The following is a 14,784-nucleotide window of genomic DNA, read 5'->3' as shown; positions in this document are numbered from 1 at the left end:
GACTCTGATAACCGCAGTTGGCAAAAAAATGTGCACTGCTCGCATTAACGATGAAAACCGAACGATTCAAATTGCGAATCATCCGGTTTCCTAAGTTACACGCACTATCAAAGTGCTATTTTTCTCATGCTGGTTAATTTATTTCATTAAAGCTAATAACGTGGAACCAATGACAATTAAAATTGAGCCAAAAATCACGTACTGCATTTCCCGATGAGTTTTGTGTTCGCCAAGCAACCAAATGCTCCCGAACGTGGAAATGACGATTCCGGCCTGTGCCAAGGAATAACTGATCGCCAGCCCCACACTTGGGATTGCCAAGAACATGAAAATATTCCCGATTCCCCAAACTAAGCCAGTAATAATATTTGCCCAAGTATGGCTATTCTTAAAGGCCGTTGCGGCTGCCTTCGAAATCATGACAAAGATGACAGCACCGGCAAACATACCGAGTGCCTGTGGCAAAATGACGGCCTTAGCATTGACATCCGCAAAGCGAACCACGACCGTATAGCCAATGTACCCAATGGTCGAAATGATCAGTGCCCGAATACCAGCACTCATATCTTCATCTTTATTGTGTTCCTTATCCGTTTTATCACGCAAAGATGTAAAAGTTGCACCGACAATTAACGCAATCACAGCAATTGTGCCCATTGTAATGGTTTTGCCGGTTGTCCATTCGTGCCAGATCAAGACTCCGGCTAAGGCATTCCCCGCTAACTGCAGGCCTGTCGACAACGGTACTGTTTTGGAGACCCCAATTTTCTTCATTGAGGTAAACTGCATCCCCTGACCAACTGCCCAGAACAGTCCTGAAACAACTCCTGCAATCCACACTTTTGCCGAAAGGGTGGGTTGATATAAGAACCATGTAAAGACTGCAAATACCACAGCCCCCATCGTCATACCGAGTGTTTGTTGCGGTGCCGTACCGCCAAGGCGACCTGAGACAAGTCCAATACTTCCCCATGCGATCGCCGGAATCAGCGCAATTATGATACCCATTATAAATTCTCCTCTTATTCTCTTAAATTAATGTTTATACCAAGACAAAAAAACATTTTAACAAAAAAGTAACCGTTTTTACAAGGGGAAAATTATTAAATTTAATTGATATAGCTCTTAGAATATATTATAAGTGCCGAAATGACGGGCTTTTTGTCTGCTTATTTTTTGTCAGTGATAAATCGGCCTAATTCAAATTTTTCGAAAAATGATGGGCTTTTTCCCCTGCAAATTAGAATGTAAGCTATTACTTCTCAGTTATTTTCTGACCGACAAAAATCGTCTGCCTTTTCTATTTTAAATGTGTTAAAATGGAAATGTTCGTTTAATGCAACCTTTTTACACATCGTTGTAATATATTTTGGGAGGATTTTTATTTATGTCATTAGTTAATGGTAACGAAATCTTTGCTGAAGCTCGCAAAGGTCACTACGCAGTTGGTGCTTTTAACACTAACAACTTGGAATGGACACGTGCAATTCTTGGCGCTGCTCAAGAAAAAGGCACACCTGTTTTGATCCAGACTTCTATGGGAGCTGCAAAATACATGGGTGGTTATGAACTTTGCTTAAACTTAGTTCAACAAACTATGAAATCAATGAACATCACAGTTCCAGTTATCATGCATTTAGACCATGGTAACTACGAAGCTGCTAAAGAATGTATCGAAGTTGGTTACAACTCAGTTATGTTCGATGGTCATGATTTACCATTTGCAGAAAACTTAGAAAAGACTAAGGAAATTGTTAAGTTGGCACATGCTAAGGGTATCTCTGTTGAAGCCGAAGTTGGTTCAATCGGTGGAGAAGAAGACGGTATCATTGGTGAAGGCGAATTAGCTGATGTTGAAGAAGCTAAACAAATCGCTGCAACTGGCGTTGATTACCTTGCTTGCGGAATTGGTAATATTCATGGTCAATACCCAGAAAACTGGAAGGGTCTTAACTTCGACCGTTTGAAGGAATTGGCTGACGTAATTTCTACACCACTTGTTTTACATGGTGGTTCTGGAATTCCTAAGGAACAAATCCAAAAAGCTATCTCAATGGGTGTTGCTAAAGTTAACGTTAATACTGAATGCCAGATGGCTTTTGCTGAAGCTACACGTAAGTACATTGAAGAAGGACATGACCAAAATGACATTAAAGGTTATGACCCTCGTAAATTACTTGCACCTGGTACAAAAGCAATCAAAGATACAGTTGAAAGCCGTATCGAATGGTTCGGCACACCAGCTGCTAAATAATTATTTGGGTCTCTGTCAAATTGTATTGGTGGAGATTTTTGAAAAGCATGTTCACTTCGGTGAATGTGCTTTTTTTGTTTACGCATAAATTAAACTGATACGAATGAAAAAGTTATGAATATTTTGAAAACCAAAACAGCTACGCTTTAACACCTTAATTTTACGATTTAGTCCTTCAATAGGACCGTTGGAATACGGATAACGACAACTATTGAGAACAGCAGGACCATTCTTTATTAAAGTTGAGATAGTAATATCCATTTGGTTGCCAGCCGCCTTGTAGTTGGCAATCAAGGTTTTAAATCCAACCGCATCTTTTTGTTGAATGGCTGTTAGAATTCCTTGATAGGTTTGATACACAGTTTTAAATTCTGGAAATTCATCTAAGGCTAGGTCAATGGCGTTCTGTTGGGTCATGTATTCGTTGATACCGTGTAAATAGATAAGTTTAGTATCATTGACCTTTTCTTCTGCCAAATGGAACAAACGCCATTGAGATTTTAGAATGCGATAAACTCGGGAATGCTTATCTTGAAAAGTATGGATCACACGTGTACGTTCGTTATCCAGTGCCCGACCGGCAAGTTGAATAATGTGGAAACGGTCAATGATGGTTATTGCCTTAGGAAATAACCGATGAATAAAGCCAGCATACTCAGCATTCATATCAACGGTGATTGTTTGAACTTTCATACGTTCTTGAACTGAATAGCGAGCTTCAAAGTAATCAATGATATCCTTACTAAGGCGATCCTTAAGAATCACAATGCGGCGATGACTAACGGCATCGCAACAGTTAAAGGACATTAGATGATTACAGGAACGGAATTCATCAAAACAAAGATTTTGGGGGAGTGTTTTAACACGATAAGCTAAGTGAATATTCGCATTTAAAATGCGTTGAACACTACTTGGTGAAATCCCACAAATCTTAGCGATTTCTTTACTGGTCAGCATATCCCGAGCCAGAACAATTACTTGATGTTTCACATTATGCGTAAAAGTTTCATTACGTTTAACGAGGTTAGTTTGAGCACCACAGGTTTTTAAACACCGTTTACATTGATATCTTTGTCGTTTTAGCTGCATCTCATAACGTCCACCTGATAAGGTTCCCAATCTTAGATGGCCAATGTGAGTTCCATTTTTGATTAGAGATTTATGGCCACAATGAGGACATTTTAAAAGTTGATAGGAAAGGATAGCGTGAACGACATGAACGTGTTGCCCATTGGGATAATGTTCCTTAGTAATCTCAGTTACAGTTAAATTAGGGTCTGTTATTTCGAATAGGCTTAGGATAGAATTAGTTAGGGACATTTGTTTTTCCTCTTTTCGATTTTATTAGGCGATTAAATCGTAACACAAAGAGGGCAAATGTCCTTTTTTTTTTCAAAATAAAAACTGGTATCAGTTATTCACCAATACCAGAAAGTGTAGACCCAATTATTTTAGCCAAAATAAAAAACAGGAATTCAATTTTGAATTCCTGTTTTTTTGTTATCCAGTTAGCAATCGTCGCGACTAAAAACTCGCTTCTGATTAAGCAGCCAGCAGAAAAGTCGTCTCTTAACCGCTCTTTATTGAGCATTTGGTGGCAGGATAACGGTAAACGTCGTGCCCTTGCCCAGTTCACTGGCAACTTTGATTTCACCACCATGAGCTTTTACCAATTGATGCACAATGGCCATGCCCAGCCCCGACTCGCCATACTTGGTATTTTTTCGAGAAGCATCTGCTTTGTAGTAGCGTTCCCAGATATTTTTCATCTGTTCATCCGTCATCCCAATTCCGGTATCACTAACTGTGATGACCGCATTTTGCTTCGCATCATTTTGCGCCGCCACGGTAATCGTCCCGTTAGTGGTAAACTGAATTGCGTTTTGCATAATATTGAACATAATTTGCACAAACCGATCATAATCCGCGTATGCCTTAACTTTTTTGGGAACCTGAACCACGAACTGGTCTTTGGCCTCATCAGCCTTCTTTTGTAGCTGTTCGACCAGATTTTTTACCACGTCCTGCACGCGGATATCATGCCGATTCAAAATAATTTGGTTTGTCCGAATTTTTTCGTAATCCAAGTTATCATTTACCAGCCGGATCAACCGCTTGGTCTCGTTACTCATCAACTGCAAGCTTTCCTCTTTGCTCTCCTCGGGAATAGCATCATAGGTTAAGCCTTCCAACAAGCCATTGATGGTCGTCAGCGGTGTCCGCATCTCATGGGCCGCGTCAGCTAAGAATTCACGGCGGCGCTGCTCTTGTCGTTTGATTTCTTCGTTGGAAGCTTTCAGGGACTGGGTCATATGATTAAAGTCTGCTGCCAACCCATCAATTTCATCATTACCTCTAGAAGGCACCGTAATGTCAAAGTTACCTTCCCCAATTTTATGAGCTGCTTTCCGAATGCAATCAATCCGTGAGACAGAATATTTAGCCAGTGCATACGCAATCAGAATCGACACTGAGCCTGAAATCAGAAATGCGATCAACAAATTATGCCGAATCTTGCGTATGTTTGACTCAATATTAGCCACTGGCGATCCCACAGAAATCGCGGCAATCAATTTACCATCTTCATTCCGGTACGGTTTAATCACATCCGTGGTCGGATGCGTTTTCCTGCCAACCTGATTGAGACGCCGATCTGAACGGGTTGTCAGCGTTTGCCCTTTTTGAAGTTTCTTCCACTGAGTTTTGTTGATTTTTGGTGAAAAGTCATCTTTGGGAAACGCAATGGCATTTTGTTTATTGTAAATTGTGAAATGAACTGCCTGATTTGCCAACAAACGCTCACTATGCTGCAGGCCGCTTAGCCGAATACCAGCGAACTCACCTTTAGAATTAATCACCACAGATTGCTGAAAAACACTGTCTGCATAACCTTCCAACTGTTTCCAAGTATCCTGATAGACCATCCGCGTTGAAAATTGGATGAACGCCAGGCCAAATACCAAGACCGTTGTGAAAATTACTGCAAAAAATGCTAACATTTGTTGGTAAAGAAGCTTCAATTTCATGTGTTAATCCCCCGCTTTGCTATCGTCAAACTTATAGCCGACACCCCAGACTGTCTGAATGACCTGTGGACCTACCTTCTCGATTTTTTGCCGTAACTTTTTGATGTGCGCATCAACCGTTCGTTCGTCCCCATAAAATTCATAGTTCCAAACTAACTGCAGCAGTTGTTCCCGCGAGAAAACCTGCCGTGGCTTTTGCGCCAACGTTTTTAAGAGATCAAATTCCTTAGGTGTTAAATCAGGAATTAATTTATCATCCAAATAGGCTTCACGTGTCGAAGAACTCAGCTTAAAGTTGCTGGTTTCCACATCAAAAGTCCCGTGACTAACTTGTGTCTCTTCCTGATTGCCGTTACCCATCTGTGCCCGGCGATGGAGCGCCTTGATGCGTGCAATTAAGGTGATGGGACTAAAGGGCTTCGTCACATAATCGTCAGCTCCCATTTCCAAGCCCAACACCTGATCGCTTTCTGAATCCCGCGCAGTCAGCATAATAATCGGCACGGTCTTAGAAATTTCGCGAATTTCCGAGCTGACTTCCATGCCGTCCTTGCCAGGCAGATTCAAATCTAATGTGATCATATCCCAATCATTGGGGGCAGCTTTAAACATCTCCATGGCCTCATTGCCATCATAGGCAAAATAAGCATCCCATTGTTCCTTTTTGAAGAACATCCCCATCATTTCAGAAACTGATTTGTTGTCCTCGATCATTAAAATTTTCATGTCGGCCCCTCTTCCAAAGTTTTCCATGTCCCTAGTATAATTCAAACCGCTAATTAAACCTAGAACCGTTTTGTGTGAATTTTCCTTTTAAGTATACTTGGCTAAGATTAATTTTATGTAAAATGTTTTCTGAAACAAAAAATGGGTAAATGATTTAAGCCTCATCTCGACAAAGGTTATAATCGAATTAAGGGCTGGCTAATCTCACTCACGGGATCAGGCGCTTGGATTTCCCGCGCTCGTCATGGCGTCACCCCAAAATTAAAAAATCGCTTGAACTTTTGTTAAGGAGGTCTATGATGATTACATCATATCAAAAATATTGGTCAAACATCACAAATTTTTCTGGAACTGCTAACCGCCCCGATTATTGGTGGCCGGTAATCATTAACTGGCTGTTGGGCGGAATTATTGTGACCTTTTTACAGGCCGTTATGGGGCATCCAATTACAGATATTTACACGTGGCAAGATCTCGGCGTAAATTCAATTAGAAATATTGTGCTCTTTTTCGTCTGGATTGCCAACTTATCTGTCTCAGTCCGGCGGCTGCACGACACGAACCGTTCCGGCTGGTGGGTGCTCATCCAGTTAATTCCGTTAATCGGTGGCATTTGGTTCTTTATTTTGATGCTTCTCCCTAGCCGACCTAGTCGCTGGGGTGAAAATTACTAATTAAGGAAGTGGGTAGATGAACGATGATTCTTACGACCTCCATTTTCAGCAGGACGGTCAAACTTTTAACTTTCGGGCAGCGGGTGTTCTTCAAGATCAGGCACATTACCTAGTTTGCGAATCAGGCGATCCTCGAGCTGATTTGGTTTTCGTCGGCGGCAAGGTAAAATTTGGTGAAACTTCACAGCAGGCTATCCAACGTGAATTTTTTGAAGAATGTCACATTCACGTCACCATTGATCGCCTTTTATGGGTAATTGAAAATCAGCTTTCTGCCGCACCGACCTTTCAACAAATCATGCTCGTCTATCTGCTCCAGACCACTGACTCGGTTCCTCAGTTTACCAACAAACACCGAAAATTAGTTTGGCGGACTTTTTCAGAATTACAACAAGCAAATTTTAAGCCAGCGGTATTTAAGGATGTGACTGAGTTTCCGCAAACACCCCAGACTTGGCAAAACATTACGGATAAATCAAAATAAAAGTCTTCTGGCACCAGTGCCAGGAGGCTTTTTTATTGCGCAATAAGAATTAAAAATAATGGTGTTTTTATTACAAACGTGGCATAATAACCATGAATATACGCGTGGCAACATTGAGCTGGCACCTTTGTTGCAAGACACGTTATAAAAGTAGGTTGTTCAAGGGTTTTATAAATAAAGGAGCGCCAAAAAATGAATCCTACCAATATTAAAGAACAAATTGCTGATCTTGACTCCCTGGGTGAACAAAAAGATGCCTCGTTACTTACCAATATTAGAAATCAGACGGACCGCAATCCACTCTCATATGATCAAATTCAATACTATTTTCAAAACGACAGTGACAACCTCGACTCAGAACTGCTCAATAACTTTTCGATTAACGATATTAATCTGTCAGATCTTCAGGATTATCAAAAGCGCCTGTTTGCAGCTACGCAAAATCGTGAATATTTGACGAATGACTATCGAAAACTTTTAATCAGATTAGGGCTCCTTCAGATCGACCGGTCTAATCCCGATCAAATTTACAAAATGAAGAAAGCTGCCTTACTGCTATTTGGCAAATTTGACGCCATTACCGCCATTTTTCCCAACTTTTTCTTGGACTTTATTGTTAAAAATGATTCCGAAGATTTGGACTATCTGGACCGCATTTACACTTCAAACGAACTAAACCATCCCAACAATGTCTACCGTTTCTTCACCGCGACTTACGACAAAATTACGGCGGCCATCAACAAAAGACCCGGATTTAAGAAAACAAACAGTCGCGCACTAATCTTGCGCGCTATTCGAGAAGGACTGGTTAATGCGCTGGTGCACGCTAACTATGCTTCAAAATCACCGGTTAAAGTGACTTTGTTAAATGATTGCATTCAATTTCGTAACCCCGGGCACATACAAATCAGCTCCACCGAATTTGCATCCGGCGGCAATTCAATCTCTCGTAACCCCAGCATTTTCAACGTTTTCATTTATGCTAAATTGGGCGACCATTCCGGGATTGGTGGGCATCAAATCTATCACATTGCCAACCGCCTAAATCTTAAAAAACCGGTATTAACGCAAAAAACGTTGAATACCGAATTGACATTGTGGCTAGTTCCGCAAACGAAATCATGCACCTAGTTTAAAAGACGGGCTTTTTTAAAACTTCCCAGCTTTGAAACCGTTCAACTTGCGGATTGAACTGTTCGCCGTTTATCAGAAATGCCTTGGCCTTTAATACTAAAGGTGAGGCATTTTTTGGGTCTCTGTCAAATTGTATTGGTGGAGATTTTTGAAAAGCATGTTCACTTCGGTGAATGTGCTTTTTTTGTTTACGCATAAATTAAACTGATACGAATGAAAAAGTTATGAATATTTTGAAAACCAAAACAGCTACGCTTTAACACCTTAATTTTACGATTTAGTCCTTCAATAGGACCGTTGGAATACGGATAACGACAACTATTGAGAACAGCAGGACCATTCTTTATTAAAGTTGAGATAGTAATATCCATTTGGTTGCCAGCCGCCTTGTAGTTGGCAATCAAGGTTTTAAATCCAACCGCATCTTTTTGTTGAATGGCTGTTAGAATTCCTTGATAGGTTTGATACACAGTTTTAAATTCTGGAAATTCATCTAAGGCTAGGTCAATGGCGTTCTGTTGGGTCATGTATTCGTTGATACCGTGTAAATAGATAAGTTTAGTATCATTGACCTTTTCTTCTGCCAAATGGAACAAACGCCATTGAGATTTTAGAATGCGATAAACTCGGGAATGCTTATCTTGAAAAGTATGGATCACACGTGTACGTTCGTTATCCAGTGCCCGACCGGCAAGTTGAATAATGTGGAAACGGTCAATGATGGTTATTGCCTTAGGAAATAACCGATGAATAAAGCCAGCATACTCAGCATTCATATCAACGGTGATTGTTTGAACTTTCATACGTTCTTGAACTGAATAGCGAGCTTCAAAGTAATCAATGATATCCTTACTAAGGCGATCCTTAAGAATCACAATGCGGCGATGACTAACGGCATCGCAACAGTTAAAGGACATTAGATGATTACAGGAACGGAATTCATCAAAACAAAGATTTTGGGGGAGTGTTTTAACACGATAAGCTAAGTGAATATTCGCATTTAAAATGCGTTGAACACTACTTGGTGAAATCCCACAAATCTTAGCGATTTCTTTACTGGTCAGCATATCCCGAGCCAGAACAATTACTTGATGTTTCACATTATGCGTAAAAGTTTCATTACGTTTAACGAGGTTAGTTTGAGCACCACAGGTTTTTAAACACCGTTTACATTGATATCTTTGTCGTTTTAGCTGCATCTCATAACGTCCACCTGATAAGGTTCCCAATCTTAGATGGCCAATGTGAGTTCCATTTTTGATTAGAGATTTATGGCCACAATGAGGACATTTTAAAAGTTGATAGGAAAGGATAGCGTGAACGACATGAACGTGTTGCCCATTGGGATAATGTTCCTTAGTAATCTCAGTTACAGTTAAATTAGGGTCTGTTATTTCGAATAGGCTTAGGATAGAATTAGTTAGGGACATTTGTTTTTCCTCTTTTCGATTTTATTTGGCGATTAAATCGTAACACAAAGAGGGCAAATGTCCTTTTTTTTTTCAAAATAAAAACTGGTATCAGTTATTCACCAATACCAGAAAGTGTAGACCCATAGCGGCTCCGTTCGAGTTAGTTTAGATACGCTTAATGGGGATGTTTCGGCCGGCTCCCATAGTGGCTCCGTAAAATTATTTTTACCCGCTAAAGTGTCGTTTCGATTTGAATTAGAGACAAACAGCGGTCGCTCGCAAGTTGACGGTCCAGCCAGTGTTAACCATGAGGGGCACTCCTATAAAACCGGTCAGGTGGGCGAAACGCCTCAATACCTGGTTAGCGCCCACGCCCACTCTGGAAACGTTAAATTAGAAATTGTTTAATTCCAGGTACCAGCTACTAGACCCAGAGGTGCTATTGACAGTTATTAAAAAGGGATGCCATCGACGATAATCGCCTTTGCGCATCCCTTTTTGTGCCTTATTAAGCTAGTGCCCCCTGCTCGTTTTTAATAACTTCTATAAATTGCGGTCCGTATTTATGCAGCTTTTGTTCACCAACACCTTTTACCTCAGCCATCTCACTGAGTGTCGTTGGCATAAGTTCGCACATGCCACGCAGCGTTTTGTCAGAAAAAATCACAAATGGCGGCACTCCTTGGGCTTCTGCTAAATCGCGCCTCAAAAGACGTAATTTCGTGAATAAAGCACTATCTTCCAAAATGTTCGTTTTCACAGGTGTCGCCATCTTCCGAAAAACCTGCTCTTGCCCTTGCAAGACACGAATGCCACGGCTTGTTAAGGATAAAACGGGATATTGCCCGTTAGAAGCTTGTAAATAAGCCGATGCCGTCAAAAAATCAATTAATTCAGTAAGCTGTTTTTGAGATTTCTCGCGCAAGAGACCGTAAGTACTCAGTTCCTCAAAGTGAAACTGTTTAATCCGTTGATTTCGCGAGCCGGCTAATACTTGGGCAATCAAAACTTTACCAAAGTTCTCATGCATCCGTTTCACACACGACAGCACCTTTTGTGCCTCAACCGTAATATCTTGAGAATCCCGCTCATCCAAACAGTTGCTGCACCTGCCACAACTGGGACCATCTTCGCCAAAATAGTTCAGGATATACTGTTGCAGGCACTGCTGCGTATTGGCATACTGAGTCATTTCCTGCAGCTTTTCATATTCACGCCTTTTATCAGCATCCGCCATTTCGGATTGATCAATAAAGAAATGTTGGATCTGAACATCATGTAATTTAAAAATCAAAATGGCATCACTGGGCAACCCATCCCGACCAGCGCGCCCTGCTTCTTGATAGTAGGCTTCTAAGCTGCCAGGGACCTGGGCATGAATGACAAACCGAACGTTACTTTTGTCAATCCCCATTCCAAACGCATTGGTAGCGACCATAATTCGTTTCCGGTCATAAAGAAAGTCTTCCTGATTTTGACGTCGTGCTTCTTCTGCCATGCCACCATGATACATAGTGACGCTCTCTTTATGCTTGGCAAGTAATTTACAGAGACGTTCAACTTCTTTGCGTGTACTTGCATAAATAATGCCGGCTTCTGTTGAATTTGCATGGAGATAATCTAACAGAAATTGGTCACTACTTTGGTCTTTAACGACTTGGAAAGATAAGTTAGCTCGTGAAAAATCAGTTTTAACCTCATGTTCGATGTGTAGCCGCTTCTGAATATCAGCTGCAACTTTAGGGGTGGCTGTTGCGGTTAAAGCCACCGTAACTGGCTGTGAAGGCAATTGCTCAAGGGTATCCGTTAACCGTAAGTAGCTGGGACGAAAATCATGGCCCCATTGCGAAATGCAGTGAGCCTCATCGACTGCTACCAAAGCAATATCCAAACTTGCTAGTTGCTCAAAAAAGTAACTGGAATCCAAACGTTCCGGGGCAATGTACAATAACTTTATCTGGTGATTTTTTGCAAGTTGAAACCGTTGATTCATTTCAGTAGTAGTTAAACTGCTGTTAATAAACGTTGCCGGAATGCCATTTTCATTTAAAGCATCCACTTGATCTTTCATCAAAGCAATCAATGGTGAAATAACTAATGTCAATCCGGGAAATAGCATTGCCGGAATTTGGTAACACAGTGATTTTCCCCCACCCGTAGGCATGATTGCTAAGACATTTTGATGATGGAGAATTTGATCGATGACCTTTTTTTGCCCATCACGAAAAGTATCATAACCAAATTTTTCTTTTAAAATTGTTTCAGGGGTCATTTACTGCCATTCCTTTTCTAGAATCCTACTTCTTATCTTAACGAAAGTTGCTTTAAATTGAAATGACTTATAATTGTTTTAGGACAAAGCGTGACGATCCGCATTTGAAGCGGTATGATATGAGTACTTAATCAAACATTTGAAAAGAGGTTAACTATGGCTGAAACAGACACGTCCCCCAAAGTTGAAAAGTTAGCTAAACAAGCAGAAGAGCTTGAAGCCGAGATCATCAAAAAGAATCAAATTATCAAGAACTTATACGCGCGTTTTGAGGTATTAACACGTCAGGAAGCCGAACTTTCCAAAAAAATTAGTCAGGCTACCAAAACCTACAATCAAGTTAGTGAAGATTTAGCTGCTAAAAAGCTTGAACTGCAAAATAAGAACCTAGATCCCCAACAATATGTCAAATTACAGCAAGAAATCGTTAGCCTAAATGAAGACAAACAGAACTTGCTGGCGGATTATCAAGAATTACGTGATCGCCCTCTGGGACAACGGATCAGTAATAAGTTGCCAGAACGTCATTATGTGCCTAAAGATTAATACGCAAAACTTAAATTGAGTTTTCATTTTGAATGACTTCTTGTAATTTAAATTTTGCGTTTTCAAACGTGAATTTCAGGATACCACAGTTGGTGAATCGTTTTTTTAATACCTGGCTAGGATTTTCCCATGCGCTTAGAAAATTCACACAAGCCCCCGCATGGGAAACCACCAAGACTGTTTGATTTTTCGGTTCTGTCATGATCTCGGTTAGCGTTTTTACCATTCGTGTCTGAACCTGAGCCGTTGATTCGCCACCGTAAGGTACAAAAAAGGTCTCATAATCTTTTCGCGACTTGGGATTCAGATCTTCGCTTTCGGACTCAAAAGCGCCAAAGCCCATTTCGCGAAGTCCCTTTAAACGTGTGTAAGGCAGCTTATGATTGGTCACAATTTCCAATGTATCCGAACTTCTCTCGGCAGTAGAACAGTAAGCATGATCAATTGAAATGTCGTTAAAATATTTTCTGGCTTGTTCTGCTTGTCTGATCCCTTTAGCCGTCAGTGGTGAATCACACCACCCTTGAATTTTATGGCGCACATTAAACACCGTCTCGCCGTGGCGCATGAGATACAACGTTTTTTTCACATTAACACTTCCTGACTCATGAACTTAAACCTTTACTTTTAATCATAGCATTTAAAACACAAAAAAAGCCGATCAATTTGATCGACTTTTTTGATTTAGGATCAGGGTTTCTTAAAACTGACGTTTGCGACGAACACCGGCAAGGCCGAACAGAGCTGTAACAGCACCAACAAGACCAACAACAGCAACTGTTTCATTAGTTGTTTCACCCGTTTGTGGCAAAGTTGTTGTATTAGCTTTAGCTACAGCGGCAACTGAGTTACCCTTTGTAGCAGTTGTCGATACAGGTGAAGTTGCAGAAACTGCTTTATTAGCTTTGGCAGTATCAGCCTTTGTCACAGAAACACTTTCAGACGAAGGAGCGGCTGAAGATTGTGCGGCTGAGGACTGTGCTGCTGATGATTGTGCTGCTGCAGAAGATTGTGCAGCTGATGATTGCGCTGCTGCAGAAGACTGTGCTGCTGCAGATGCAGCTGCGGACTGTGATGCTTGTGTGGACTTGTTTGGTCCAAATACATCGTTACCATTGGCTACGGCTGCAGATACTGCAGCTGATTGTGACGCTTGTGTGGACTTGTTTGGTCCAAATACGTCATTACCATTAGCTACGGCTGCAGATACTGCAGCTGATTGTGATGCTTGTGTAGACTTGTTTGGTCCAAATACATCATTGCCATTAGCTACGGCTGCAGATACTGCAGCTGATTGTGATGCTTGTGTAGACTTGTTTGGTCCAAATACATCATTGCCGTTGGCTACGGCTGCAGATACTGCAGCTGATTGTGATGCTTGTGTAGACTTATTTGGCCCCAAGTTATTCTCAGCATCTTTACTGTTTTGTGCTGCGGTACTTGATGCTTGTGTGGACTTGTTTGGTCCAAACACATCATTGCCGTTGGCTACGGCTGCAGATACTGCGGCTGACTGTGATGCCTGTGTGGACTTGTTTGGTCCAAACACATTATTGCCTTCAACAGTTGCCTCAGATGTTGCGGCTGAACTTGCTGCAGATTGTGATGCTTGTGTAGACTTGTTCGGTCCAAACACATCATTACCTTTAGCTACGGCTGCAGATACTGCGGCTGACTGTGAAGCTTGTGTGGACTTGTTCGGTCCCAAGTTCCGGTTGCCTTCAACAGTTGCTTCAGATGCTGCGGCTGAACTTGCTGCAGATTGTGATGCTTGTGTAGACTTGTTCGGTCCAAACACATCATTACCTTTAGCTACAGCTGCGGATACTGCAGCTGAGTGAGCCGCCTGAGTTGACTTGTTTGGTCCCAAGTTCTGGTTGCCTTCAACAGTTGCTTCAGACGCTGCAGCTGATTGTGATGCTTGAGTTGACTTATTTACACCAAAAACACCATTACCATCTGAAACCGCAGCAGATACAGCAGCTGATTGTGATGCTTTTGTAGATTGGTTAGCACCAAACACGCCGTTACCATTTGCTACAGCTGCAGATTGGGCAGCTGAATTTGACGCTGAAGTCGACTTATTATTAGCCGTTGCATAAGATGCAGCAGCAGAATTTGATGCCTGTGTAGAAATATTGGGTGTATCAGCTACGGTATCAGCGTGAGCTTGTGTTACCCCAGTTCCTAACGTTAAAGCTGCCACGGCAGCTCCGGCATACAAAACCGATTTTAGTGTATTTCTCTTAACCATAA

At 41.4% G+C, this 14,784-nt stretch carries 13 protein-coding genes and 1 pseudogene; 6 read left to right on the top strand and 8 right to left on the bottom strand.

Features of this window, described 5'->3' with window-relative positions:
• Nucleotides 1–138: 138 nt before the first annotated feature.
• Complete coding sequence (locus ACLJJ6_RS02690; protein ID WP_412989911.1) at nt 139–1,008, bottom strand: GRP family sugar transporter; 870 nt, start codon at nt 1,006–1,008, stop codon at nt 139–141.
• A gap of 379 nt (nt 1,009–1,387) precedes the next feature.
• Here ACLJJ6_RS02690 and ACLJJ6_RS02685 point away from each other — a divergent pair, with 379 nt between their 5' ends.
• On the top strand, nt 1,388–2,254 hold the full coding sequence (locus tag ACLJJ6_RS02685) for a class II fructose-bisphosphate aldolase (protein ID WP_412989910.1): 867 nt from the start codon (nt 1,388–1,390) through the stop codon (nt 2,252–2,254).
• Between the two features lie 78 nt (nt 2,255–2,332).
• Here the strand turns inward: ACLJJ6_RS02685 and ACLJJ6_RS02680 are convergent, their stop codons facing one another.
• The 3 genes from ACLJJ6_RS02680 to ACLJJ6_RS02670 all read right to left on the bottom strand — a co-directional run bounded on the left by ACLJJ6_RS02680 (nt 2,333) and on the right by ACLJJ6_RS02670 (nt 6,006).
• Nucleotides 2,333–3,574 carry an ISL3 family transposase gene (locus ACLJJ6_RS02680; protein ID WP_412988180.1) on the bottom strand — a complete coding sequence of 414 codons (1,242 nt, stop codon included), beginning with the start codon at nt 3,572–3,574 and terminating at the stop codon, nt 2,333–2,335.
• 260 nt (nt 3,575–3,834) lie between these two features.
• Nucleotides 3,835–5,274: an ATP-binding protein gene (locus tag ACLJJ6_RS02675; protein ID WP_412990417.1), complete on the bottom strand. Its 1,440-nt coding sequence runs from the start codon at nt 5,272–5,274 to the stop codon at nt 3,835–3,837.
• 9 nt (nt 5,275–5,283) lie between these two features.
• On the bottom strand, nt 5,284–6,006 hold the full coding sequence (locus ACLJJ6_RS02670; RefSeq protein WP_412989909.1) for a winged helix-turn-helix domain-containing protein: 723 nt from the start codon (nt 6,004–6,006) through the stop codon (nt 5,284–5,286).
• A gap of 299 nt (nt 6,007–6,305) precedes the next feature.
• Between ACLJJ6_RS02670 and ACLJJ6_RS02665 the strand changes: the two genes are divergently transcribed.
• The 3 genes from ACLJJ6_RS02665 to ACLJJ6_RS02655 all read left to right on the top strand — a co-directional run bounded on the left by ACLJJ6_RS02665 (nt 6,306) and on the right by ACLJJ6_RS02655 (nt 8,295).
• Complete coding sequence (locus tag ACLJJ6_RS02665) at nt 6,306–6,680, top strand: DUF805 domain-containing protein (RefSeq protein WP_412989908.1); 375 nt, start codon at nt 6,306–6,308, stop codon at nt 6,678–6,680.
• A 16-nt stretch (nt 6,681–6,696) separates the two neighbouring features.
• Complete coding sequence (locus ACLJJ6_RS02660) at nt 6,697–7,164, top strand: NUDIX domain-containing protein (protein WP_412989907.1); 468 nt, start codon at nt 6,697–6,699, stop codon at nt 7,162–7,164.
• 192 nt (nt 7,165–7,356) lie between these two features.
• Nucleotides 7,357–8,295, top strand: coding sequence for an ATP-binding protein (locus tag ACLJJ6_RS02655; RefSeq protein ID WP_412989906.1), 939 nt, complete (start codon nt 7,357–7,359; stop codon nt 8,293–8,295).
• Nucleotides 8,296–8,486: 191 nt separating this feature from the next.
• Here the strand turns inward: ACLJJ6_RS02655 and ACLJJ6_RS02650 are convergent, their stop codons facing one another.
• Entirely contained in the window at nt 8,487–9,728 is a 1,242-nt protein-coding gene (locus ACLJJ6_RS02650; protein WP_412988180.1) for an ISL3 family transposase, read from the bottom strand.
• A 135-nt stretch (nt 9,729–9,863) separates the two neighbouring features.
• Here ACLJJ6_RS02650 and ACLJJ6_RS02645 point away from each other — a divergent pair.
• Nucleotides 9,864–10,118: pseudogene (locus tag ACLJJ6_RS02645) on the top strand (DUF4097 family beta strand repeat-containing protein); the annotation flags it as partial.
• Between the two features lie 100 nt (nt 10,119–10,218).
• On the opposite strand, the gene recQ reads toward ACLJJ6_RS02645, so the two are convergent.
• A complete protein-coding gene (gene recQ / locus ACLJJ6_RS02640; protein ID WP_412989905.1) occupies nt 10,219–11,982 on the bottom strand; it encodes a DNA helicase RecQ in 1,764 nt (587 codons plus the stop codon).
• A 156-nt stretch (nt 11,983–12,138) separates the two neighbouring features.
• Here recQ and ACLJJ6_RS02635 point away from each other — a divergent pair, with 156 nt between their 5' ends.
• The gene (locus ACLJJ6_RS02635) at nt 12,139–12,528 is read left to right on the top strand and encodes a hypothetical protein (protein WP_412989904.1); all 390 of its coding nucleotides are present in this window, start codon (nt 12,139–12,141) and stop codon (nt 12,526–12,528) included.
• A gap of 10 nt (nt 12,529–12,538) precedes the next feature.
• Here ACLJJ6_RS02635 and ACLJJ6_RS02630 read toward each other — a convergent pair whose 3' ends face one another.
• Together ACLJJ6_RS02630 and ACLJJ6_RS02625 are read right to left on the bottom strand one after the other, a co-directional pair.
• Nucleotides 12,539–13,096 (bottom strand): histidine phosphatase family protein, encoded by a 558-nt coding sequence (locus ACLJJ6_RS02630; protein ID WP_412990416.1) that lies wholly within the window; start codon nt 13,094–13,096, stop codon nt 12,539–12,541.
• Between the two features lie 132 nt (nt 13,097–13,228).
• Nucleotides 13,229–14,782, bottom strand: coding sequence for an LPXTG cell wall anchor domain-containing protein (locus ACLJJ6_RS02625; protein WP_412989903.1), 1,554 nt, complete (start codon nt 14,780–14,782; stop codon nt 13,229–13,231).
• Nucleotides 14,783–14,784 lie beyond the last annotated feature (2 nt).

Origin of the sequence: Pediococcus siamensis, assembly GCF_047220215.1 — a bacterium.
GTDB lineage: Bacteria > Bacillota > Bacilli > Lactobacillales > Lactobacillaceae > Pediococcus > Pediococcus siamensis.
The sequence above is the reverse complement of the archived record's forward strand: the minus strand, read 5'-3'. Positions and strand labels throughout refer to the sequence as shown.